The organism is cf. Phormidesmis sp. LEGE 11477, assembly GCF_015207105.1.
Lineage (GTDB): Bacteria > Cyanobacteriota > Cyanobacteriia > Phormidesmidales > Phormidesmidaceae > Phormidesmis.
This window is the reverse complement of record NZ_JADEXO010000097.1, coordinates 1-24,415: the sequence shown is the minus strand read 5'-3', so window position 1 is coordinate 24,415 and position 24,415 is coordinate 1. Positions and strand designations below refer to the sequence as shown.

Sequence of the window (24,415 nt, the reverse complement as noted above, 5' to 3'; positions counted from 1 at the left end):
TTCAGCAAGATCAGGTCTGACTGAAAGTGACGCCATTTGAACGGTTCTGAGCAGGGCATGAGGTAGGTTGCGATCAGGGCATCCCAGAATACCAAGTCAGAGCCTATGTATTTTTTGCAACACAACCGCTAAAGCTACGCCTTAACCTATTAAGTCGTCTATAAAGCTGTTCAGGTAGATGAACTGATTGTCCATCGATCACCAACGAAAAGCGGTCGTTAACAGAGATAGCATTAGGGTTAATCTCATTGCCATAAAACTGAATCTCTCTAGTCGTGGTTGTATCCGATATGTATTGCAGGTTTAACAATAATATCTGCTCCGCCTTTACAGCATTGGGTAGTATTACAAAACTAACAACAGAGCAAAGGCAAAGGCCAAATAAGAACTTCGCACGTTTCTTCCACATTTCATTCTACCTAACGTTCAGTTAAAGCTATACCACGTAACCATCCTGCTCAGGGCAACCGAATACTCAAGCGAGCAGAAGATTAATTAGGCAATCGTTGTTCCATCCAGCTTTGAGCCGCCTCTTCTTGCTAACCCCCCTGAGGCTTCTTTGATCAGCAGGTTGAGGGCAATCTTGTGAATGAGCGTCATCTTCGTGAAAGGCCACGTCAAAGCGTCAGTGCAATCTGTTCTCGATATCACAAAGTCCTTGACTAGCGCGGGCATTAGGATACGAGTAGTGGCTACATAAAAAACGAGTTCTGAATGATATAGAAATCTTTCAGTCTCAGCATAGTTCTCTGTTTGAAAACTACCGCTCAATCAGGGTACGTGCCTGATCTAAGAGTTCGACGGCTTCGGTTGAGGCTGGCGTGCCGCCGAGCCAATTGTCGAATGGACTAGGCAGTTGAGCCATCCAACGCTGCCAGAATGAGCTAGGAGGCGCGGTGTGCTGAGCAGCGATCTCAATCAGTGCATCTGCCTTGTGCGCTGGCGCTGCCATAGACTGTGCTATCTCTAGCGCCTGGTCAAACTGACCTTGCTCAGCAAATGCAGTAGCAGTGCATCCGCGCAGCCAGTCTGTTGAGGGCTCTGCTGGTTCTAGACGGTCAATCAGGGAAACAGCCTGCTCAAGCATTCCTGCTTTGCAGTAAGCCTGTCCAACTTCTGGTAGATGATTGAGCATGTCAGGCTGCTCGGCAATCTGTTGCGCTTCATCATACTGCTCAGTTTTTAAATAGGCCCGCATCATATCGAGCCGCACAGACTTGCTCATGCCAATCGACTCGGCTAATTGCTCTGCGTCCTCGACCAAGCCTGCCCTGGTATATGCAGACACGATTGCAACATAGGCGCTCTGTCGAGCATTGACAGACTCAATAGACTTCGCCAATTCGCTAGCCTGATCAAACTGGCTCAGCTCAGCGTACCCTCTGACCAAAACAGTTTTTGCCTCGTCCGCGCTTCTAACATCCGGCATCTGTGAAAGGTTCGCGTTAGCCGTTGCCATAGCGTCATCGGCTTTCTCTTTGCCCGATTTCTCATTCAACTTCCCATCCAATTTGCTATATAGCGTCGCTGCCTCCACCCAGGTGCGAACTATTTCTGTGGGAAACTCTGACGATGCCTGAACATTAGCAGTGAGTGCCTCTAGAATATTCAGGGCCTGCTGTGGCCGTTCAATATCGACTAGAATGCGTGCCAGCTGGAGGCTTTGATACTGCTCAAGCACAGGAGCTGAACTCTCACTATCGTTATCTGCTGATAGCTGAAGCGCTACAAGGTCGCTTTCTTCTAAAACAAATTTTGCCAGTTCAGCATTTCCCTCGGCGCTAAAATGCCCTGCGACTCCGAGGATTGCCTGGTTCACAATAGTAGGATCGGCTTCTTGCTCTGTCATTTCAGTGATGTTCTGAATCGAGCGCGTAATGATTTCCTTAGCTTCTTTTCGCCGTCCGGCCTCGTAAGACTCTTTGGCAACCTGCACTGCAACAAACTCCGCAATCAGAGAATGAAACGAGACCTCATCGCTCTGTGCAATGTGTAAAGCCACATCTAGATGGCCCGCTTCGGCATAGTCTACAATTCTGTTTGCTACAGATTCGCTAGGAGAGGTCGCGCTGCCCGCGCAGTTCTCTTGCTCTCGTAGCGCCATAGTCTCACCAGCCTGAGCTAGAAACGCTTCTCCTTTTTCTAGCTGCCCTGCCGCGCGATAGCCAACGCCAATCTTCAACCAGGTGTTGGCTTCTTTACACGTTCCACCTTCGTAAGCTTCTGCTCGTTCTAGCAGCGAGATAGCCGTTTCGGGCTGCTGGGCGATCGCGTATCCAAAGGCCAGGTCTGCCAATGCTGACGCTGATGGCTGATGGCTCTCTACTGACTGAGCGACTGATCGATCAACTGATTGGTTTTCAGCGGGCGGGTTCTCTAACTGGGCCAAGGCAGATTGAGCTAGGAGCGCACCAGCGCCAAGCGCAGATGTCAAAGCTAAACTGCTGCCAACCGCAAACTTCAAAGAGCGTTTTGACATGACGAAACTCACAGGAATAAGTGGATTATCTACTAGCAAGCATTTATATCTACTAGCAAGTGTTTGATTGAAAGGAGGCTAGATAAAAGGCCGAATAGGTAGATGAATTCTTCCCAAGCTAGCGACTGCTTGAGGATATGTGCGCGGGCAATCACTCCCTTCTTCAAAACTTAATAGTTTGTCTTGATCGCCTGAGACAACAAAGCTGCGACTTGGGGTCACTTACCAGCTAAATTCCCTCTACACAGAAATCACAATGGCAGAGTATGAGTGTAACCTGATGCGAGAGCGTACGATCACAGCTTTATTCGCGCTCTACTTACTACCGACAGGTCGCGCCATTACTCAGAAAAATGATGTAGGAAGTTATCATGCAGAAACTTGTTTCAGAAGGGGGTTTGCCTCTGTGGCTTGCTTCGCTATCAAATCACCGGTAATCCACGCTCTAGTAGTGTTTGCTTTTGTCGAAGCTGTCGACTTGCCAGCGGTTCTCCTTCAGTCGCTTGGTTTGTAGTTGACATCGAACAATTACGATTTTCCTCAATGTGATCGCTCCGAATGGTTGCGCTTCTCCCTCTCTGGCTAAGCCCATCTAGCCCTGCCGCTCAAAAACGATACCTTAGTTACGCGAAGAAAGAACTTCTCTGACAGATCCTAGGCAAGCAACTTATACCCTATCTCAACAAGAGACAATAGCTTATACAAGTGAGTCCAATTGATATACCATGAGTCTCATGAATAGATAACGATGTTTTTGCTAAGACTCATGTATACGGAGATAAGACTTAAGGTAAGCTTTCCTAGTCTCGCTCTGATATAGGTCATGATTCAGCCATCAAACAGCACTAACGTCGATTCACATACCGATAGCATCACCATCGAAGCCGCCGAACAGCTGATTCCAATAGAGTCAGTCCAAAAAATTTTGAACCGCTCCAGAGCATCTGTCTACCGCTACGCCAATACAGATCCCAAAATTCTTAATCCGCCCTTCGATGCCAGGCGTCTCAACCCTGAAGTCCGCGAGGATAAAGAAGCGCCCTTGATGTTCCACCCTAACGAAGTCGCCCGCTTTGCCCAAGAAGTGCTTGGCATCAAACAGGTAACCATAGAAGTTACGCAGCCAGTTGAAACCGAAACTAATCGTCTGTTACAGGCCATCTTGCATGAGCTACAGAGTTTGAAAAATCTCTTAGAGTCTCAGAAGTAAGAAGTAATAGGAGAAACTCCGAAAACTTAGCCGAGCTCTGCTCCTGCTAAAACCAGACATAAGAACGCCGTTTTCTACATACAAAGCAACTACAGTAGCTATTTACACAAATACCACCGACGAGCACTCCCATAACGTAACGAAAATATGAACAAAATAAGAATGCCTGTGCCACAAACAGATCCCTTAGCTAATATTAAATTGTGAAGCTAAAGTAAAGCTGCTGCTGTCAAACCGTCAGTAGCCTGCAAACTGCTTCTGTGCCGTTGGCGATCGCATCTTCACTTGTTGGGTATATGTATATATACTTAAGGACCTGTAGATATCAGCATCGTCAGCTCCACCAAGGCAGGGTACTTTGATTCGTCAAAGCCCCGTCTCTATTCTCTACCCTTTCTCCGTATGGAATCTGCTAGCCCCGAGCACTCATCAGAGCAACCTCCCGGTCATATCGCAAACTTGATTGGCGTACTAATAACCACGCTTACCCTCACCCTGCCCTTGTACGCAATATCAAATTTCAAAGCCATCGAGGTAGAAATTCCCCAGCAGTCACAAACCCTATCGATGAAAGCAAAAGAGTAATTCAAGGCACTGTTAGCACTGAGTCTAGCAGTGCCTTCACTATTCGTAGCCGGCCCATCTGAACCGTAAAACAGCGCCGGGGCATTTCGCGTGCTCCCGCTCTCCCGTAGAATACTGCTGAGGTCTTTACCTCTAGAAAACGCAGTCATCAAAAGTCATTAAGCCGCTATGGATTTATCCCGTATTCCCGCTCAGCCAAAGTCTGGCATCGTCAACGTACTCATCGAAATTCCTGCCGGCAGCAAGAATAAGTACGAATTCGACAAAGATATCAACGCCTTTGCTCTAGATCGGGTGCTGTTTTCTTCAGTGCAGTATCCCTATGACTATGGATTTATTCCTAACACCCTAGCCGACGACGGCGATCCCCTAGACGGCATGGTAATCATGGATCAGCCCACCTTTCCAGGATGCGTTATTCCAGCTCGGCCCATCGGCATGATGGAAATGATTGACGGCGGCGATCGCGACGAAAAAATTCTCTGCGTCCCTGCAGACGATCCCCGATACGCTGAAGTCAAAACCATTGACGATATTGAGCCTCACCGCCTAGAAGAAATCTCCGAGTTCTTTAGAACATATAAGAACTTAGAAAAGAAAGAATGCGAAGTGCTCGGTTGGAAAAATCTAGATCAGGTGCAGCCACTCATTGACGAGTGTATCAAAGCTGCTAGCTAGACCACCGCTGGCCTTGCACTCTCTAAAAGCCCCGAAGATTGAACGCTTCGGGGCTTTTTCGTTCAGCCCATCCATTCTCACTGCAGACTCTGTCTTCCCCCACCAGAATCAATGTAAACACCGAGATCTCTCCCCCTCTCTGTTGGGCTCAATAAGCGTAGCCTAGTCCGCTGCTCTACATAGCAACGCCTCCTCAATGAAAACAGCTCTTTCCCCTCTGGCTACTAACGATCAAAAGCCCTCCTCATCAACAGACACACTTTCGCAAAAAGAAAGTAGAGTATCTGTCAAATTCTGGGGTGTGCGAGGCAGTGTACCTACGCCAGTCGTGACAAATCAACGCTACGGTGGTAATACCATCTGCGTAGAAGTAACGATGGGAGAGCAGCGCCTCATTTTAGATAGCGGAACTGGCGTAGTTGGTCTAGGCGACTATATACAAGAGACTAGTCAAACAGAAAAATCTGGCATCGAAGCTCACCTACTCTTCACCCATACCCACTGGGACAGAATTCAAGGATTTCCCTTCTTTCGGCCCGCTTTCGTACCTGGCAATCGCTTTTCGGTCTATGGTGGCATAGCCCTCAACGGCGCTTCTATCAAGCACTGTCTGACCGATCAAATGCTGCGTCCCCACTTCTCCGTGCCATTACAAAACATGCTGGCAGAGCTAAACTTTCACACCTTACAAAATCGCGATAACTTTCAGATTGGCGATATCTCGGTAGAGACTTTACTGACCAACGCCGCAACCGGCGCATTAGGCTATCGGCTCACCTGGCAGGATTTTGTGATCGTCTATGCCACAGATACCTCAATAGAGCAAAACGAACCAGACCTATTGGCATTCATAGATCAAGCCGATCTGTTCATTCACGATGGCACCTATTCAGATCTCTCCTACCTGCACCATACAGAGACACCAGAGCAGCTAGCGCTACATCCTTGGGAAAAAGGCATCACGCTCATAGAAAAAGCAAATATAAAAAAGCTAGCGTTGCTACACCATAGCCCTATCCAAAACGATGTCATATTAGACCAGCTAGAGTTAGATATTCGAGACCGCTACCCCAATGCCGTCGTCGCTTACGAGGGGTTAGTTATAGAACACTAGCATCCCAATTGCCAAATCTATAGATGCACGCTTTGGGCACAAACACGTGATAAGGAAGAAATTATGGCAATTATTGGCGGCATCTTTTTGATCGTAAGCGTCGTTTTGTTCTTCGTCCGGCTAAGCAAGCTCAAACAACTCGCCTGCATTCGATCTGCTCGCCTAGCCACAGCCAGTGATATTCACCAGGTTGCCAGCGCCGTTGCCCAAGATATAGGGAGCGGCAGCTGGCAAGACTACGTTAAGGTGTACGGCAAAATCGTTTGCGATCAGCCGATACACTCCCAGGTAAAAAAAGTTGCCTGTGTCTACTACAAAACTAAAGTAACCCGTGAGTACGAAGAAATCGTCACCCGTAAAGACGATCAGGGAAGAACAATCAAGAAGACCGAACGCCAGTCTGAAGTCGTTTCCCAGACCACTTTGTCCACTCCTTTCTGGTTAGCAGATGCCACTGGAAAAATCAAGATTCACCCAGAGGATGCCAATATAGAAACCATTGAAATTCTTTCTGAGTTCAGGCCCGAAACGCAGCGTTCCAGTAGAATTAGCTTCGGCGGTTTTTCTCTAACCACAAATACGCATCACAATGCCCGTGGGCGAACATTAGGCTACCGATACAAAGAATCCATTCTGCCTGTAGATCGTGAAGCCTTGATTATCGGCATGGCCAACGACATGACCTCCCTAGTCACCATCCGTAAGCCTAGCGAAAATAAACAACAGTTCATCATTGCTCTAAAAACTGAAGGCGAGCTAGTCAAGAACGTTTCTGGTCATGTACAGCAAGTATTCTACGCTATGCTCGGCTGTTTAGGCGTAGGTACCGCCTTGCTGGCTGTAGATCTGTTTAGCTAGCCGTGTTTGATTAGCCGCGTGAACAGGTGCTTTGCTGTAGCCTCAACTAGGATCAAATAAAACGTCCGAGTAAAACGTCCGAGCACGAAATTGAACCAGGTTTGTGAATATATGTAGCTAGTGTAAGATGTCGTGCGCTGGGATGATTTGCTTAGCAATCTGCTCAAGGTAATATGAGCTTACCAGGTGCGATCTTTCCGGGGCTATCTTCCGATGGCTGTACTCAAATGGTTACCTATCGAACAGTAATTTTAGAGGCTCACGACGGCTCAAGGTGGCGATCGCTCTCTCAACTGCCTACCTGCGATGACGCAAGGCTGAACCATTTTCTGCTGTGGGAAAATCCTAGCTGGCCAGCAACACAGCGTAAAGCAAACAATTTTCCACCCCTACCAGAAGACTGTAGCGAGCGGGTAAAGTCCCGACTCAAGGAATTAGCCTATTATGTGACGACCTGCTTAAAGGTCGCCGAGTTCAAAGCCGGAGTCGAACAGGTAGCGCGGGCCTACAAAGAGCATAGTTTACAGGTAATGACTGAGATGCGAGGCGCGATCGCCATGGCAGAAGTTCTAAAGGACGGCAATATTCCTGTTCGTTTCATCATCCTGCTAGATCACTAGTTGCTAGATGACTGTCATCTAGATCACAGGCCGCAATCTGTTCTAAAGAAAGCTCACACCAAGAAAGTCTCACAGAAAATTTAAAAGATTCTTCCTCTGAGCAACGCTCTGCTGTCTATAGGCTACGGATGTATGCTGGTCAGCTCCGATTTCCAAGACTCTAATACCCTGCTTTGGCAGCACTTCAATGCATTTCACTAAATCTTCTGCAGTCTGTACTAGCCGATACTCTATGCCATATGCTTGACACAAGTAAGAAAACTTCACTGACTGAGGCGTAACAAAATACTTTTCAAAAGTAGGAGAGAAATCAGCAACGGGCAGCATCTCAAAGATACCGCCGCCGCCATTGTTGATCAGCACGACGGTAAGATGTCCGTCTATCTGGGCGGTATTAAGTAGGCCATTCGTGTCGTGCAAAAAGGCTAAATCGCCAGAAAGTAAGACAGCAGGTCGATTTCGATGAGCCAACCCCATCGCCGTAGACAGCGTTCCATCGATTCCATTTGCACCCCGGCTGAACACAGGCTGAATCTGCCGGTCGTTAGGTAGCCAAAAGGACTCAAGGTCTCTAACTGGCATACTATTGGCGACGAAAAGCGGAGTTTGTTCTGGCAAGTGCTGTGACAATAGCCAAACTACTTTACTTTCTACTAAGGTTGATTCTGCCGCCATCTTTTCTCGGATAGCGCGGCGCATTTCACCCTCATAGGTTAGCCACTGCTGCTGATAGATAGAATTTTCTATAGGGAATACAGCAGAACTGGTCTGGATAAGAGCGGCAATTTCTAGAGTAAGGTGGCGGGTAGGGCCATGCAGCGGATCTAAGTTTCGCTGAGGTCCGATTATCCAGCGCTGAGGCTGATGCATGCTTAGCCACTGCCGTAAGACCTTGCTAGTGGGCAGTGCGCCCAGCTGAATAACGCCCTGTGGTACGAGCTTTTTGGCGCGATCGCGATCTCTAAGAATAAGATCGTAGGTAGAGACAAGAGCAAGATTGAGTGCAGAGTAGTTACGTAGCGGCGAAAGCCCTTCGGCAATCACCGGCCAGCCTAAGCGCTGTGATAAATGACTAACTGTTTTGCAATAGGATAATGGATCGCTAGGGTCGGCTGGCCCCGCGACGATGATGCCTGTCTCAAATTGCTGCCAGTCTGCGATTGGCAATGAGGTGAGTAGAAAAGCCTGTACTTTGGTCGTAGCTGAAGCCGAAACCGAATAGAAGAATTTTCCTATATCAAACCCTGCTTTCACCACGCGGGTGCTGTCATCGGCAATTGGCGGTAGCGGATCGCGAAAAGGGCAGTTGAAGTGAATGGGCCCCGGTTGGAGTGCGATCGCACTTTCCCAGCCGCTGACTAATGTCTGCCGCAAGTATGCCAACATCGATAGATCCGCCATCGGCACCATCATTTCGACAAACCGCTTGACGAATCCTCCATACAGATTGATTTGATCGATTGTCTGCCCAGACGCACAGTCACGCATCTCCGGCGGACGATCAGCCGTAAAAACCAACAGCGGCACTCCACTTTCACACGCTTCGATCACGGCTGGATAGAAATTTGCTCCCGCTGTGCCAGAGGTGCAGACAATCGCCACCGGACGGTGCTGTCGTTTAGCGCAGCCCAAAGCAAAGAAAGCCGCTGAGCGCTCGTCTAGTATGGGCAACGCTTCAATCTGAGGGTGATTAGCAAACGCGAAAGTAAGCGGTGTTGAGCGAGATCCAGGGCAAAGAATAGCCGTCTGCAGGCCCAGGCGAGCAAGAGTCTCGACCGCTACAGAGGCCCAGAGACTATTGGTGTTGCGAAAATCAATGGGCATAGAGCAGAAAACGGAAATACAGCCCAGGACGTCTAGATTAGGATATTCGGACTAGAGCTAAAGCAATCAGACTAGAGCATTTAGACTAAAGCATTCAGTAGCGCCTGCAATTTTAATTTAATCTCCGCGAGTTCTTTAGCGGGCTCAGAACCCGCAACAATACCCGCACCCGCATACAGCCGGGCCTTTTGCCCATTCAGCAAAGCCGAGCGAATTCCAACCACAAATTCGCTGTTTCCCTGAGTGTCGATCCAGCCTAGCGGCGCAGCATAGAGTCCTCTATCAAAGGTTTCATACTGGCGAATTAGCCGACAGGCAGCCTGGTGAGGAACGCCAGCCACAGCCGGGGTCGGATGGAGCTTGGCTAAAATATCTAGGGGGGAAATGGACTGCGGCGGTGAGATGTTGGCACTAATAGGGGTATGCAAATGCTGAACATGCAATAGCTGTAGCACTCTAGGTAGCGCCTCGTATTCAGGAGTCAGACCCAGCGATCGCAGCTGGCGGACAATAAACTCCACCACCAGACGATGTTCAAACTGTTCCTTCTCGCTATTGACCAGGGTCTGAGCGAGCTGAATATCAAGACTAGGGAGCACGCCGCGTGAGATCGTACCAGCGAGCGCGTCTGTCGTAAATCGACCGTCTGTAATGCTCAACAGTCGCTCGGGACTAGCGCCGATAAAAGACTGACCGCGACCGTTGCCGATAGAAAAGACGGTGCAGTCGGGATGATTTTGCCTGAGCGCTTGCAGCGATCGCACCTCATCGAACGGCTGCGCGCCTTCTACATCCATCACATCGGCTAGCACTACCTTATGTAGCTGACTAGTTTGAATCTGTTGCAGTGCCGCTTTGACCGCCGGTTTAAAGTGAGTAAAGCCCTCATAGCTAGCGTGGTAGCGCCCGCCGTGGGTTTTTCGTTGGTTCAGAACCGCTGATCTATTTTTGGGTAGGAGGCCCTGCTGCGAGCGGCTTACCGCGATCAGTTTACTCAGCTTGGCATATAGCGTATCGGTCACCTGTCTGACGTCTGCTCTAGCTGTCATTAAGTGATTGAACGTCACCGTAGACAGCGAAGCGGGATGAGTTCTACAGGTCGTCAGTTGAAACTGGGGGACAAATAAATAGGCAGGCTCAAAGTATGGAATCGGCGGCGATAGCTTTCTAGCGTGAGTCAGATCTGGAGGCATTGAGCCAGCTTCTACAACGTTGGGCTCTGCAAAAAAAGTCGTGCTGCAAAAGAAATGAGCAAGTGGTGCTAGCCTCGATCGATCGAGAGTTGCATAGATAAACTGAGTCTGCCAAAACTGCACAAACGATTGAGCCAGAGAAAATCGATCGACCCCCGTCGCTGAGCACTCCACCGCGCAGCCGATGCCGACCATCGTCTGCTGTGAGCCAGTCTGCTGAGGCGAGTCGTAATAAAAATGACGCTGATATTGACTGCCTAGCGCCGCCAGAACGGTCTGAGGAGCGATCGCCAGAATCGAAAAAGAAAGGCTAGCAATCTTGGGCTGATCTGATGCGATCGCCTTTTGCTGACAGTCGGTCAAGAATTGATAGATCTCTGCTGGCTCAAGTCGTGAAACCAAGGCAGAATCAGCTTTGTGCTGGACAGCTGGCATGAAGGTTGCTATAACAATCGATCGTTAGATTTTCCCATGCTACCCACAGATATCAAAACACGGATATCAAAACACCGTGTCAGACTGCTTCTGTAACGCCGCAAAAGGTGTCTTCATTACCAGCGCTTTCTACACCTCACCCTTTACACTTCATAGTCACTACCAGAGCCGTACTTCACAGCATCTCGCCAGCGATCGGCGTAGTATTGCTTCTTATCTGAAGTCTCCCGGCTATCGACAGCGCTTTGCATCTCGTCTAACAGACTGTACAGCCCTAAATTAACAAAATGCCGCGTCCAGCTTGCCACAGCGCCAACACCTACCTGCGGTAAGATACTCAGCACCAGTCCAGGATGCCGCGTAGACGTTCTGAGCATTGTCTTTGCTAGCGGTGGAAACTGAACCACGTCCTGGAGAAAAGGCAGCAAAACTTCGTTCCCTAGCGCCGCCATATCGTCAAAGATAGTCTGGAGCACCTGATTAATCTTATTCGGCGCTAGCGTCTGGTCTATGCCTACGCTCATCGATTTTTGGAACAGCCAGGTAGCCGATAAATTCGGCTGGTACGGCTGCAGCTTTCCTAGCGCCTTGGCATCCAATAAATCGGCCTGCAGCGCATCATCGACGCCGACCGCCAGCCTTTCTAAATGGCGCACCATCGCCCCAAACCCCCCAAAGCTTAGCGGCGACTGACTCCCGCTAGAGTCTCCTATCGGCAAAGTGCGATCCCATTTATACTGCAGCGGACTGTCTTTATAGCAAGGGAAAAAGCCAAAGAGGGCTCTGGCAAACTCTAGCTGTTCTAAAGAAACATTTTGATACTGTGGCAGTAGCTCAAAATAGTCTTCAAACAGGTCAGTCAGACTGAGGCGGCTAGGATGGGCGTCTAGATAGGTAAACAGATACGTCGTCCGACCATCGCGGGCCGGAAAGGCTTCCCAAAAGTACTGGCATTGCTTTTGAATCGGTGTAAAAGAGACAATCAAATCGCCTGACTCATTCTGTTCATAGCCAGTTGCACAAGTGCCCACAACCAAGCAAACGGCATCTGGCTTTTTGCCCGCCCTAGCCTGCTGCACTATCGGTGAAAAGTGGCCCATCGCGTCTACGAGCAGTCTGGCTCTTACAGGCGTATCGTTTGTTTGGATAGCCACACCGTTGGGATGCACCGTCGCTGACTTGAACGGCGTCTGTTCTAACAATGTGCCGCCCGCTGCTACGAACTTCTGCTTGAGTTGTTCTAATAAGCTAACCGGATCTACACCAATATTCAGAACATCTTCTACCCAAAGATCTTTACCCCCGTTAAAGGCGATCCGAGCCGGATTGTACTGAGAGGCGATCGCCCTCTCTAGTTCCGCTTCATTCAGCAGACCCATTCGCACAAATGTGTCTAACTCTCGCCGCGAAATATTCCACTCCTGGTCGCGGCCTCTTAGCGTGCCTCTTTCTAGCAGCGCCACCTGCCATCCTCTTTGAGCTAGCGTCGCGGCTAATAGAATCCCTAACGTTCCACCACAGATCGCCACGTCGTAGTCAACCTGTGGTAGCTCATCATCAGCCTCCGTGACGACCGATTGTACCTTGCGATCGCCTGCCTTGTAGCTGCTCCACAGCTCATCGGCCTTTTGAAGTCCTTTCCAAGGATTACCTTCGATCTTTGAAAGTATTGCCTTTGAAAGTATTGCCTTAATTTCATCCATTGGTTTCATCCATAAGCTTTAGTGTAGAAAATCTAAGCACATACTTAAAGGGATAAACCTTAAAGAGCTCAACCAAAACTGAAACATTTCTCGCAGTCTTGCTTAAAACTGCCGCGACCATTCTTTAGGCCAGCGCTCAACAATAACTTTAGTCTGGGTAAAAAACTCAACCGCGTGCTGACTTTGACCGTGAAGATCGCCGTAAAAGCTCTCTTTCCAACCGCTAAAAGGAAAGAACGCCATAGGCGCAGCCACGCCGATATTAATCCCGATATTCCCAGCTTCGGCCTCATAGCGAAACTGGCGGGCAGCCGCGCCCGAGCTGGTGAACAGGCAGGCCATATTGCCCCAGCGACTTTGATTGACTAGCGCGATCGCATCATCCAGCGTGTCTACATGATGCAGACCCAATACCGGGCCAAAAATTTCAGTCGTTGCCACTTCTCCGCGCACAGGAACATCTTGCAGCAGGGTAGGACGAACAAAATGACCCTGTTCGTAGCCAGGAATTTCAGGGTTGCGGCCATCCACTAAAAGTTTGCCGCCTTCGTCAACGCCGGATTGAATCAGACTATGAATGCGATCGCAACTTCCCCGATTAATCACCGCTCCCATCTGTACGCCCTCGTCTAGGCCATTGCCCACAGTGCGCTGCTGTGCTGCCTGGGCGAGGGCATCCACAAAATCAGCTTTTACCGAGCCCACCGTAATCGCCAAAGACGCGGCTAAACAGCGCTGTCCGGCGCAGCCAAAGGCACTGTCCGCCACAATTCGCGTCGTCATTTCTAGGTCGGCATCAGGCAAAATCACCACTGGATTTTTGGCTCCACCCTGACACTGCACCCGCTTGCCAGCTGCTGCCGCCCGGCCATAGATATAGCGGGCCACCGGACTAGAGCCGACAAAGCTAATAGCCTTGACCGTCGGGTGATCGAGCAGCGCATCCACCACCGTTTTATTGCCATGTACCAGGTTCACCACGCCAGCCGGTAGCCCAGTTTGATGAATCAGCTCAGTAATCTGCTGCATCGTCTGGGGCACTTTTTCCGAGGGTTTGATAATGCAGGTATTGCCACAGGCGATCGCATAGGGAAAAAACCAAAACGGAATCATCGCTGGGAAGTTAAATGGAGCAATAATCCCTACCACTCCCAGCGGCTGACGAATCATAATTTCATCAATGCCACGAGCAATGTCTTCTGAATTGACGCCCTGCATCAAGGTAGGAATGCCACAAGCCATTTCTACATTTTCAATGGCCCTCTGTAGTTCTCCTTGGGATTCTTTGAGGGTTTTGCCACATTCTGCGGTGATGGTTTTGGCAAGATCATTCCAATGACTTTCCAAGAGCGTTTTGAGTCTGAAGAGATATTGGATGCGCTCAGTCGCAGGAATCCGTCGCCAAGTAGTCAGGGCCTTTGCTGCAGCGGCAACCGCATTGTCTAGATCGCCCGCCGCCGACAGAGGCACCTCCACCAGCACAGCGTTAGTAGCTGGGTTAACCACATCTAGGTAGTCGGTTGTCTCGGATCTGTGCCATTTACCGGCGATGTAGTTATGTAGCTGTTCCATGATGATTTTGCTCACTCTCTTTTCTGAGACACCTCTGCTTCGAGGTATGCGCTCCAATAACATACCGTCTACCGCCGTATCCCCTGATTGGGATAAATGACTATAGCTAGCGTCGGATGGATTCGTATGCTAGCTGACCACTTTGCTCTTTCATGACAAGGGTTTCACTCTTAGAAAGTGCGTGGAGCAAAGTGGCGAACGCTATAAGACAAACAGCCAGCGTGCAAGCTTATAGCTATACCTGCACGCCGAGCGTAAACCGCTATTTTAGCTGGGCTATCTCAGATAGTCTGTCTTACAAGATATCTGTCTTACAAGATATCGATGTGACTATCCATGTCGAAACCACCGATTGGCGATTCAATGGTCGCTATCTGAACGCCATCTAGCGCCAGCACACCGCTGTTGCTGTTGTAAGTCAATGAATCGCGAATAGCATCTGCGCTGCCTAGGTAAGGCTGGGGCAACAAATCCTGCTGAATTTGAAGCATGTCGCCTTCAGCAGCGTTGAAGGTGCGGATCAAGCTAGTGCCGCTGCCGATTCTAAACAGGTCTGTGCCCACACCACCGATCAGGATGTCGTTGCCAGGGCCACCAATGAGCAGGTCAGCACCATTGCCACCGATCAAGATATCGTCACCAGAGCCGCCAATGAGGATGTCATCGCCATCGCCACCATCCGCAAGGATATTGACATCTGCGGCGCTACCGTTGAGGAAGTCGTTGCCATCGCCTCCGTCAAAGTTAACCCGCTTTAGCCTGGTCTCAGATAGACTTTGAACCGTGAGGCTGTCGTCGCCGCCGCCGCCGTTGATTTCCATACTTTCAACGCCGTTAATATCTAGCTGGAAAAGCCCGAGATTAACCCGGCGAAAATCGACGCGCTTACCATTCGCGCCCAGCTCAAACTCGTCGCCTGCCTCTAACGCGCCATTCACCTCAGTCACGTCTTGGCCGCTGCCGCCACGCATGCGATCGCTGCCGTCGCCGTTGTTCCAAATCAGTCGGTCATTGCCCGCACCGCCTAGCATCACGTCATCGCCTTTGCCGCCAATGATAGTGTCATCCCCAGCGTTGCCCTGTAGAACATTGACTTGGTCATCCCCGGCTAAAACGTCATCTAGCTCGCTACCGTTGAGGTTTTCAATGCTAATCAGCGTGTCTTGAACGAGGTTGCCGTTGACTTTGTAGGTGGCTGTGCCCGCCGCCAGGTCGGCATTAACTGCAAAAGGAATATCGCTAAAATCAGCGGTGTCATTACCCGCGCCGCCGTCGGTTATATCATTGCCATTACCGCCCTGCAAAAAGTCATTGCCACTACCGCCTAGCAGCACATCATTGCCGCCGCCACCGAAGAGAAAATCTCGGCCAGCGCCGCCAGAGAGCGTATCATCTCCTGAGCCTGAAGCGAGTCTGTCTCTACCCCTGCCGCCGTCGGCCACAATGGTTTGAGTAGAGGCACTAGCGTCTAGCGTATCGTTACCTTTGCCACCATTAAAGGTGACTTGCTCTAGATCCGTACGAGCAAGATCTTCGACGCTAAGGCTATCGTCACCGCCACCGCCGTTAATCTCCATCGCTTCGGTGTCTTTAATATTGAGTCTGAAATTACCCAAGTTCACGCGCTCAAAGTCTACCTGTTTGCCAATAGCACGCAGTTCGAACGCATCGCCCGCCTCCAGTGCGCCGTTTACCTGAGTGACATCTGCGCCCCGACCGCCGCGCATAAAGTCACTGCCATCGCCGTTGTTCCAAATCATCTGATCGTCGCCAGGCCCCGCAAAAAAGAAGTCGTCGCCCGTATCGCCGATCAAGGTATCATCACCGCCGCCACCATTCATCAAATCAACGTCTTCGCCGCCTTCAATCAGGTCATTGCCTCTGTTGCCAAAGAGCAAATCGTTGCCTGCTTTGCCCAAAATCGTATCGTCGCCGCTAGTGCCCGCAATATCGTCGTTGCCATCGGTCCCAACTAAAATATTTTCAATATTTTCGTAGCCAGTGCTTTTGGAAGTATTGTTAGCCATGAGAATTTCTCCTAAGAGTTTTTAAGTTGTGTTTTCTGTGAGATATGCCTGTGAGCCATATCTGTGAGATACAGAGCGCTCGTGTTTTGCTCTATGTCCCTATTGAAGAATCCGGGTGGCTACGTTCAGGGCTACGAAAGGCTGACCTATGGCTGACTTTTGGGCAATTTTTCTTGTAAAAACCTGCATCCCTTATTTTTCAATGGTTTCAGGCTATATGAACAGATAGAGCTGAGTGATCAAGGCGATCGATGTGCGATCGCCTCAGGTTGACTGGTTTAATAGAGGTATTCACCAATGTGCGGTGGATTCTGATCGCTTTCGATGTTTCTACTCAGCTGACGGACTAATCACGATGCCCCGTTCGATTAAGGTTCAAGCCGGCTATTCTGATACGCTTCGGATTGCGATTAAGCGAAATGGCTTTCAGACCCAGCGCGCCCTAGCTGAGCGGGCGGGCTATTCACTGGCGACGGTCAAAAAGTTTCTGGGCTGCAAGCCGGTTGATTTTGCGACGTTTACAGAGCTGTGCGAAACGCTGAATTTGGACTGGGAAGCGATCGCTGATTTAGGCGATCGCAGTATCCCTTTAGAAAAAGTAGAAAAAGATCTCACCATTTCAGCAGCGACGTCTGCCCTACCGTCTGCCCCCTCAGAGCCCGCCCAGCCATCTGCCCAAACCTCATCCGCTCAGGCTTCAGCCGCTCATGCCCCCAAACCTAGCTGCGCTCAAGATTGGGGAGCGGCGGTCGATGTTTCCGTCTTCTATGGACGAGAGCAGATCCTAGAAACTCTAGAAGGCTGGATTGTGCGCGATCGCTGTCGTTTGGTAGCGATTGGTGGCATCGGCGGGATTGGTAAAACAGCGCTCACCGCTAAACTGGCTCACCGAGTTGAAGATCGCTTTGACTATTTAGTCTGGCGCAGTCTCAAAAATGCGCCGCCAATTCAGGAGATCATGGCAAGTCTGCTGACCTTTTTTCTAGAGCAGCCAGCGGTCAACCTGACTATGAACGAGGTTCCCGATACGCCAGATGACCAGCTGCGGCAGCTGATTGCTTGTATGCGCGCTCATCGATGTCTAATTGTGTTGGACAATGTGGAGTCGCTGTTTACAGAAGGCGATCGCGCCGGTACTTACCGCCAAGGCTATGAAGGCTATGGCGATCTGTTTAAAGCACTCGGCGAAACCGAACACAATAGCTGCTTGCTCATGACCTCACGTGAGCTGCCAAAAGAGATTGCGATCCAGTCAGGCGATGCCTTGCCGACGCGCTGTTTTCAGCTTTCAGGTCTAGCAGAATCGGACGGCAAAGCCCTGATCCAAACCCTAGGCGAATTGACTGGCACACCGTCAGAATGGCAGCAGCTAATCCAGGCTTATAGCGGCAATCCGCTGGCGCTCAAAATGATTGCCGCCGCCGTCAGGGACTATTTCGAGGGCAGCGTTGCCAATTTCCTAGCGCTAGCACAAGAGGATTCTTTGATCTTTGGTGATATCAGACAGCTACTCGTACGCCAGATCAATCGTCTAACGCCGCTAGAAAAAGACATCATGTACTGGCTGGCAATCAACCGAGAGCCAACGGCTTGGCAAACACTTCGGTCTGATTTAGCGAAAGAGTTATCCAAGGCAGTGCCTTTGAACAAAGTCTTACAGGCGATTGATTCTTTAGAACGTCGCTCTTTACTAGAAAAAGACCGCTCTCAGATCACTCAGCAAGCAGTGATTATGGACTATTTCACTGGCGAGCTAATCAATCAAGTATCAAGCGAAATCAGGCAACAAAAACAAGACTTTTTACGGCGCTATGTGCTAGTCAAAGCAAGTGCGAGAGATTATATCCGTCAGGCTCAAATCCGACTGATTTTGTCACCGATTGTAGAGACTTTACAAGAAGAGTATGCCTCTACAGATGCGATCGCGGCGGCGCTAACAGAATTGCTAAGCGCTGCTCAAAAACAACCTACACAAGGCGGCTATATCGGCAGTAATGTACTAACGCTCTTGAGTCATCTCAAAGTAGATTTGGCAGGCTATGACTTTTCCAACCTGCCGATCCAGCAGGCATATCTCCAGGGATTGAACCTGTACGATGTGAATTTCGCAGGCTCAGATCTCTCGCGGTCTGTCTTCAATCAGCCGTTTGGCAGCATTCGGACGATGGCCTTTAGCCCAGCCGCGAACTCAGGTGCTAACCTGGCCACGACCTCAGGCAACGCCAGCTCACACGACGCGGTGCTGGCCACTGGCGACACTAATGGTGAGATTTGGCTTTGGCAAGCAGATTTCTCGTCAGCTTCAGAAGATATCAAGTCTCATATTTCAACCTTTAGAGGACATCAGAACTGGGTTTGCTCGGTAGCGTTTAGCCCTGATGGGAAGCAGTTGATTAGCGGTAGCGCCGATCGAACCATCAAACTGTGGGAGGTAAAGACAGGCGAGTGTTTGCAAACGTTAGAAGGGCACGGCAACTGGGTGATGTCGGTAGCGTTTAGCCCCGATGGAAAACAGTTAGTGAGCGGTAGCGCCGATCGAACAATTAAACTGTGGGATGCAAAGACGGGCGAATGTTTACGAACGCTAGAAGAACATCGGCATGGGGTCTGGTCAGTAGCGTTTAGCCCCGATGGAGAACAATTGGCGAGCGGTAGCGCCGATCGAACAATCAAAGTGTGGGATGCAAAGACATACGAGTGTTTGCAAACCCTAGAAGAACATGAGCATGGAGTCTGGTCAGTGGCCTTTAGTCCTGGTGGGCGATCGCTTGCTAGCGGCAGCGCCGACCAAACGGTGCGCGTTTGGGATGTAGAGACGGGCGAGTGCCAGCAGACCTTACTCGGGCATAGCAACTGGGTGTGGATAGTGACCTTTAGTCCTGATGGGCGATCGCTTGCTAGCGGCAGCGCCGACCAAACGGTGCGCGTTTGGAACATTGCGGCAGATACGCCGCAGTGCTTGCGAGTGTTATCAGGCCATAGTAACTGGGTGTGGTCTGTCGCCTTTAGCCCGGATGGCGACTACTTGACCAGCGGCAGTGAAGATCGAACCATGCGGCTGTGGAAACTGCGCCGTGGTCAGTGTCTAAAGACGTTGCAGGGCAGCAGTAACTGGGTCTGGTCTGTTGCCTTTAGCCCGGATGGTTGTACGTTGGCTAGTGGGCAGGGCGATCGCCTCGTTCATCTTTGGGAGATATCTTCGGGTCAAATGTTAGAGACCTTAGTCGGCGGTCAGAATGCTATTTGGTCAGTGACCTTTAGCCCGGATGGCAGTACTCTAGCCAGTGGCAACGAGGACGGGAATGTTCATATATGGCAATTATCCAAAGAGATTCAGTCCAAAAGCAGAAATCACCGCAGTTTGTTAGGGCATACCAAATCAGTCTGGTCAGTAGCCTTCGATGCTAAAGGAGAAACTATCGCCAGCGGCAGCGCTGACCAGAGCATCAAGCTTTGGGATGTCCGCAGTGGTCAGTGCCACCACACGTTTACAGAACATCAGCACTGGGTTTGTTCTGTTGCTTTTCACCCCCAGAAAAACATACTGGCAAGTGGCTCTTATGATCGCACTATCAAACTTTGGGATCTCGATACAGGAGAATGCACAGCCACTTTGAAAGGTCATACAAGCGGAGTTTGGTGCATTGCCTTTTCACCCAAAGGAGACTTTTTGGTAAGTAGCGGTATTGACCAAACGGTGCGCGTATGGGATGTAGCAACCGGGACGTGTCAGCAGGTGCTAACCGGACACGAAAACTGGGTCATGGCCGTTGCGATCAGCGCTGACGCTCAGTGGATTGCTAGCGGCAGCGCGGATCATACTGTGAGACTTTGGGCTGTAGACCGGGGGGAAAACGAGGATGGTGGGCTAATACATACCCTAACAGGACACACCAATAGCGTCTGGTCAGTAGCCTTTAGCCCCGATGGCAAGCACCTCGCCAGTGGCAGTGACGACAAAACAATTAGACTATGGGAGATAGAAACAGGGACTTGTGTCAATACATTCAAAAACAAAGAACCCTACGAGGGAATGAACATTACCGGCATCAGTGGGCTAACCAAGTCTGAAATATCCACACTAGAGCAGCTAGGGGCCGTCAACCTGAATTAAGGATCATAAAAATGAACTCTCCACATACACAACAATCTAAACAACCTGCTGGCTCGTCTGTCGATTTAGCCACCGATTTAGCCTCTGATGTAGGAGCTCAGCCACAGCCCGCTGCACTACCACCGATACTCTTAGTACTGGTGCTAGTTTCAATTGTATTGTTGATCATCGTAGGCACTGCCCTATTTTGCTTTCCTGGCTTTTCTCAGTCTCGTTGGCTCTGGCCACTAAAACCTTTTAATACTCGATTTTTAGGCGCAATTTATCTCACGGCGCTAGTTGGTTTGGCTAGCCTAGTTTTATCTAGACGCGCTGCGCTAACGCGGTTAATCGTGCCAATGATGTGGGTGTTTACGACAGTTGTGCTGATGGTGTCGTGTTTGCAGCTTCAGCAGTTTAGTCCGGGGCGGCGGGCAACAGATATTTGGTTTTTACTATATTTGGTGGACTGCGTGGGGGCAAGCTATTACTGGGGCTACTTTAAACCTTACAACTATCTTGGATTGCGCCGCCTGCCCAATCTGTGGCCTACGGTACTAGGCATTCAATCAGGCATTTTAGGGGCGTATGGCTTAAGTTTGTTGTTTACCCCAGCAGCGGCTGGCGGTGCCTGGCTGTGGCCTTTAGATGTGTTTCATGCTCAGCTTTATAGCGCTATCTTTTTAACCGGCTCGCTTGGTTCCGCTCTCTTGTCTCGCCGAGCAACCGCCGCTGAAGCTAGGGCTTTGGGTGCGATTCAAGTGACGTTCAGCGGCTTAGTGCTGTTGGGGATTTGGCTGGTGGATAGAGAGGTGCAAGTCATTGACTGGGGACTAGTTGTAAATTGGGCCTGGGTGGGTGCGATCGCACTACTTGGTCTCATCGGCCTAGCATTGATTGGCTATTCACGGGATACACAAGCTAGAAATATCGATGAACGACACTAGCAACAATAGGTATCATCGAAACCGCTGTTCCACGATGCTGTAGTTTTCAAAGAGCTTCTCGTCGAGTATTAGTAGTAAAGGCAGCGTACTATGAGCGGCTCAAGCTAAGACATCTAGCTGCGATTGTGAGGAGCCATAAAGTCGATCTGCGGACCCGCTGGAACAACTCTAGTAGGGTTGATCGTTTCGTGGCTTTTGTAGTAGTGCTGCTTAATATGTGAGAAATTGACTGTATCCGCAATCCCAGGCATTTGATACAGCTCGCGCACATATCCCCATAGATTGGGATAGTCTACTATTCGGCGGATGTTGCATTTAAAATGGCCGACATAAACCGGGTCGAATCGTACTAGCGTAGTAAACAGCCGCCAGTCAGCCTCAGTCAGTTCATCTCCCAGTAAATATCGCCGACTCGAAAGGTTTTCTTCTAGCCAATCTAGACTTTCAAACAGAGGATACAGCGCTTCTTCATAGGCTGACTGAGCTGTTGCAAATCCACATTTGTACACGCCGTTGTTGACAGTGTGATAAATGCGATTGTTCACTTCATCAATCTCATCTCTGAGCGCCTTTGGATAGTAGTCGCCTGCTTTGGCACCGATGCCGTCAAAGGCACTGTTGAACATGCGAATAATTTCAGAAGACTCGTTATTTACGATCGTGCCCGTCTGCTTATCCCAGAGAATAGGGACTGTTACTCGTCCGGTATAAGCTTTATCTGCTCTGGTATAAAGCTCGTAGGCATACTTAAAATTAAACAGAGGATCGTTCACAATGCTTTCGTCTGACTTGAACGTCCAGCCGCGATCGCCCATGAACCAATCCACCGAAGAAAAAGAAATCATCTCTTCTAGACCTTTCAAAGCCCGAAAGATCATCGTCCGATGGGCCCAGGGACAGGCATAAGAAATATAGAGATGATAGCGGCCTGCCTCTGCGATAAAGCCACCTTTTCCCGTTGGCCCAGGGCTGCCGTCCGGCGTTATCCAACTGCGAAACTGTGATGCCTTACGCTCAAACTTTCCACCCGTACTTTTGGTGTCATACCACTGATCTTGCCACTTTCCGTCTACTAAAAGGCCCACAGAATTTTCTCCTAAAACAGTTAATGAGAAGAAATGGTCAGGGTCTTCTCGCTTGCATATCCTGATTATGAACTGAGTTTATTAAAAGTACAATAGCCTATTTAAGAGTCATACTGTTGCCAATATTTCTACAATGAGCGCTAACAGCTCACACAGTTCGAGGGCGATATAGACTTTATCTATTCAGTCAATATGACTCTTTCATGCTTGAATCTATGACAGTGAGCAGATCATGGTGCCGTTGGATCGCGGCCTCGAAGGCTGACTTGCCCATCAGATAGTCTTCAAAGAAAGAGAGCGTTAGATCATCCACGGCCTGGGCGATCGCGCTGACATCACCTATCCCCATCATGGAACGAAGCGGGCCAAATCGCGCTGGTGTCCAACGGGCAATGTCTGAAAATGCTGCATGGCCGCTGTCAGTGACTCTCAACCAGTGAGCAAAACGAGCAGGTTGAGTATTCTGAACTAAGTCGCTGACCTCTTGCCGATAGTATTCGCCTGTTTTTTCAGCAATCTTTTGAGGATTATTGACGGGTGCTAGGGGAAATAAGGCACTTTGGCTAATCTGTAAAAAGGGAATCTCAACCCCCTGTCTGGCCTTGCCCAACATGCCGCCATCCAAATTTACCACCGCCTGACAGCGGGGCTCTTCTAGTGAATAGTCTAGAGCAACGCTGCCGCCTAGTGAAAAGCCCACCATGCCAAAGCGCTCTAAGTTCAGCTTGTCGCTAAATCGAGAGTCTTTTTCATTGAGCTGCTCTAGCTTTTGGACGGCTAGGCGAATGTCTCTCAGTCGGTCTGGAAAAAGTAGCGTATTCAGACGTTCTCTGAACTGGGCGGGAATTTTAGTGACTTCTGATGGAATGTTGTAGTCTGAAAAGTTTTTGGAATGGGCGATCGCGGCCACTACGAAGCCATGGCTAGCCAGCTCTATCAGCCTAAACGTGTTGTCCTCTCTGAAGCTGCCTGCCCCGTGGTCATACAGCAAGACAGGCATCTCTGCCTGCGAAGAGAACAGCGGTAGATCAGAGAATGCAGCCGTTGGTTTTTGTAGATGGCCGTAAGCAAATTTGAGAACCTCTGGAACTGCTTCTCCTGAAAGATAGCGGTAGGGTTTTTGGTCTGCTTCTGGCGCTGCCGGATACCACAGCCGCAGAGAGACGTCTTCAATGCTTTCGAGTGTGGTACCCACCACGAACAATCCAGTAGGAACGGGAAAGCGAATATTCGGAAATAACCACAGGAGAAAGATCGTAGTGCTCACCAACGCAGTTGAAATGGAGAGCCCAACTATTTTTGACCAACCGAGACGTAAACCCTTAGCAATAGCGGGTGAACGTACCATAACCGGATCAAGCATCAGCAGAGACACTACAACAATATCAGCAGGGATAAATTGCCAGCGCCATCCCAATGAAAGACGAATAATAAATAGCACTACTGTAAGAAACAGAAACTTTCTTTTCCATCTTTTCGTTGCTTTGGTTTTTAGGATGCTCAGCAATAGTAGTAGCGCAATAAATATGAAATCCATGGTAGTGGCTTCACCCAAGAAATAGTCTTCAATCGTTAAAGCTTAAAGCGATCAGCATAGCTTTTGCGATATCGGTAGGTCATCTCTACGGATGACTTTCGTCACAGCATTTTCTCTATTGTTCTAGCATGACGATTGTCATTGAACTTCGAAAAGAATACGGCAGGATAGAAGCCGTTTGACTGTATCGACAATAAAAACTAGAACAAATAGATTTCGCGAAGTAAAGAAGAAAAGTAATGACTGTGATATTTACCACCTGTTTCCAAAACAATAATTCGAAATTCATTCAACGACTGTTAAAAGCTGCGGTGACTGCTCTATTTTCGGTTGTGTTGCAAAAAATACATAGGCTCTGACTTGGTATTCTGGGATGCCCTGATCGCAACCTACCTCATGCCCTGCTCAGAACCGTTCAAATGGCGTCACTTTCAGTCAGACCTGATCTTGCTGAA

The 24,415-nt window shown here is 49.6% G+C and carries 16 protein-coding genes; 8 read left to right on the top strand and 8 right to left on the bottom strand.

The window, feature by feature from the left end; genetic code table 11:
* Positions 1 to 760: 760 nt before the first annotated feature.
* Positions 761 to 2,479, bottom strand: coding sequence for a lipopolysaccharide assembly protein LapB (locus tag IQ256_RS21820; protein WP_193857801.1), 1,719 nt, complete (start codon positions 2,477 to 2,479; stop codon positions 761 to 763).
* 823 nt (positions 2,480 to 3,302) lie between these two features.
* On the opposite strand from IQ256_RS21820, the gene IQ256_RS21815 reads away from it, so the two are divergent.
* The 6 genes from IQ256_RS21815 to IQ256_RS21790 all read left to right on the top strand — a co-directional run bounded on the left by IQ256_RS21815 (position 3,303) and on the right by IQ256_RS21790 (position 7,544).
* The gene (locus tag IQ256_RS21815; protein ID WP_193857800.1) at positions 3,303 to 3,689 is read left to right on the top strand and encodes a resolvase; all 387 of its coding nucleotides are present in this window, start codon (positions 3,303 to 3,305) and stop codon (positions 3,687 to 3,689) included.
* Between the two features lie 402 nt (positions 3,690 to 4,091).
* On the top strand, positions 4,092 to 4,274 hold the full coding sequence (locus IQ256_RS21810; RefSeq protein ID WP_193857799.1) for a hypothetical protein: 183 nt from the start codon (positions 4,092 to 4,094) through the stop codon (positions 4,272 to 4,274).
* Positions 4,275 to 4,442: 168 nt separating this feature from the next.
* Positions 4,443 to 4,952: an inorganic diphosphatase gene (locus IQ256_RS21805; protein ID WP_193857798.1), complete on the top strand. Its 510-nt coding sequence runs from the start codon at positions 4,443 to 4,445 to the stop codon at positions 4,950 to 4,952.
* Between the two features lie 196 nt (positions 4,953 to 5,148).
* The gene (locus IQ256_RS21800; protein WP_193857797.1) at positions 5,149 to 6,066 is read left to right on the top strand and encodes an MBL fold metallo-hydrolase; all 918 of its coding nucleotides are present in this window, start codon (positions 5,149 to 5,151) and stop codon (positions 6,064 to 6,066) included.
* Positions 6,067 to 6,129: 63 nt separating this feature from the next.
* Positions 6,130 to 6,924, top strand: a complete 795-nt coding sequence (locus tag IQ256_RS21795) for an E3 ubiquitin ligase family protein (RefSeq protein ID WP_193857796.1) — start codon at positions 6,130 to 6,132, stop codon at positions 6,922 to 6,924.
* 173 nt (positions 6,925 to 7,097) lie between these two features.
* Positions 7,098 to 7,544, top strand: coding sequence for a hypothetical protein (locus tag IQ256_RS21790; protein WP_193857795.1), 447 nt, complete (start codon positions 7,098 to 7,100; stop codon positions 7,542 to 7,544).
* A 69-nt stretch (positions 7,545 to 7,613) separates the two neighbouring features.
* On the opposite strand, the gene menD is transcribed toward IQ256_RS21790, so the two are convergent.
* The 5 genes from menD to IQ256_RS29810 form a co-directional block, all read right to left on the bottom strand.
* Complete coding sequence (gene menD, locus IQ256_RS21785) at positions 7,614 to 9,368, bottom strand: 2-succinyl-5-enolpyruvyl-6-hydroxy-3-cyclohexene-1-carboxylic-acid synthase (RefSeq protein WP_193857794.1); 1,755 nt, start codon at positions 9,366 to 9,368, stop codon at positions 7,614 to 7,616.
* A gap of 80 nt (positions 9,369 to 9,448) precedes the next feature.
* Positions 9,449 to 10,963: an isochorismate synthase MenF gene (locus tag IQ256_RS21780; RefSeq protein WP_228025153.1), complete on the bottom strand. Its 1,515-nt coding sequence runs from the start codon at positions 10,961 to 10,963 to the stop codon at positions 9,449 to 9,451.
* Positions 10,964 to 11,139: 176 nt separating this feature from the next.
* A complete protein-coding gene (locus IQ256_RS21775; protein ID WP_193857793.1) occupies positions 11,140 to 12,699 on the bottom strand; it encodes an NAD(P)/FAD-dependent oxidoreductase in 1,560 nt (519 codons plus the stop codon).
* Positions 12,700 to 12,801: 102 nt separating this feature from the next.
* Positions 12,802 to 14,271 carry a CoA-acylating methylmalonate-semialdehyde dehydrogenase gene (locus IQ256_RS21770; RefSeq protein ID WP_193857792.1) on the bottom strand — a complete coding sequence of 490 codons (1,470 nt, stop codon included), beginning with the start codon at positions 14,269 to 14,271 and terminating at the stop codon, positions 12,802 to 12,804.
* A 311-nt stretch (positions 14,272 to 14,582) separates the two neighbouring features.
* The gene (locus tag IQ256_RS29810) at positions 14,583 to 16,298 is read right to left on the bottom strand and encodes a calcium-binding protein (protein WP_228025152.1); all 1,716 of its coding nucleotides are present in this window, start codon (positions 16,296 to 16,298) and stop codon (positions 14,583 to 14,585) included.
* Positions 16,299 to 16,533: 235 nt separating this feature from the next.
* Between IQ256_RS29810 and IQ256_RS21750 the strand changes: the two genes are divergently transcribed.
* Together IQ256_RS21750 and IQ256_RS21745 are read left to right on the top strand one after the other, a co-directional pair.
* Positions 16,534 to 20,412: a WD40 repeat domain-containing protein gene (locus IQ256_RS21750; RefSeq protein ID WP_370623517.1), complete on the top strand. Its 3,879-nt coding sequence runs from the start codon at positions 16,534 to 16,536 to the stop codon at positions 20,410 to 20,412.
* Between the two features lie 11 nt (positions 20,413 to 20,423).
* Positions 20,424 to 21,338, top strand: a complete 915-nt coding sequence (locus IQ256_RS21745; RefSeq protein WP_193857791.1) for a hypothetical protein — start codon at positions 20,424 to 20,426, stop codon at positions 21,336 to 21,338.
* Positions 21,339 to 21,451: 113 nt separating this feature from the next.
* Here the strand turns inward: IQ256_RS21745 and IQ256_RS30505 are convergent, their stop codons facing one another.
* Complete coding sequence (locus tag IQ256_RS30505) at positions 21,452 to 22,423, bottom strand: glutathione S-transferase family protein (RefSeq protein WP_193857790.1); 972 nt, start codon at positions 22,421 to 22,423, stop codon at positions 21,452 to 21,454.
* Between the two features lie 187 nt (positions 22,424 to 22,610).
* Positions 22,611 to 23,864 carry a hypothetical protein gene (locus IQ256_RS21735; protein ID WP_193857789.1) on the bottom strand — a complete coding sequence of 418 codons (1,254 nt, stop codon included), beginning with the start codon at positions 23,862 to 23,864 and terminating at the stop codon, positions 22,611 to 22,613.
* Between the last annotated feature and the right edge of the window lie 551 nt (positions 23,865 to 24,415).